Annotated in this window: 1 pseudogene; it reads right to left on the minus strand. The window is 69.1% G+C overall.

The window, feature by feature from the left end:
• A pseudogene (locus SB816_RS33790) lies at nucleotides 1–249 on the minus strand (cytochrome B6); the annotation flags it as partial.

The following is a 249-nucleotide window of genomic DNA, read 5'->3' on the forward strand; positions in this document are numbered from 1 at the left end:
GAAACAGCGCCAGGCCGCGCATCTCGGCCGGAGCAAGCGGCGCACGCGTGCGCAGAAACGCGTCGAAGCGCGACGTGAACGGCGCCATTTCATCGCTCTGCAGATAAGCCTCCATCGCCGACCCGAGCGCCTGCACCAGCCGTTCGGGATCGCGCCGCACCGACGCGCCGAACCTCGCGGCGAGATCGCCGGCCAGTTCGGTGCCGTCAACCTTGCGCAGCAGCGCGGCCGGCGACCGGTTGTTCATTT

Source organism: Achromobacter sp. SIMBA_011 (assembly GCF_046535435.1).
Classification (GTDB): domain Bacteria; phylum Pseudomonadota; class Gammaproteobacteria; order Burkholderiales; family Burkholderiaceae_B; genus Achromobacter; species Achromobacter dolens.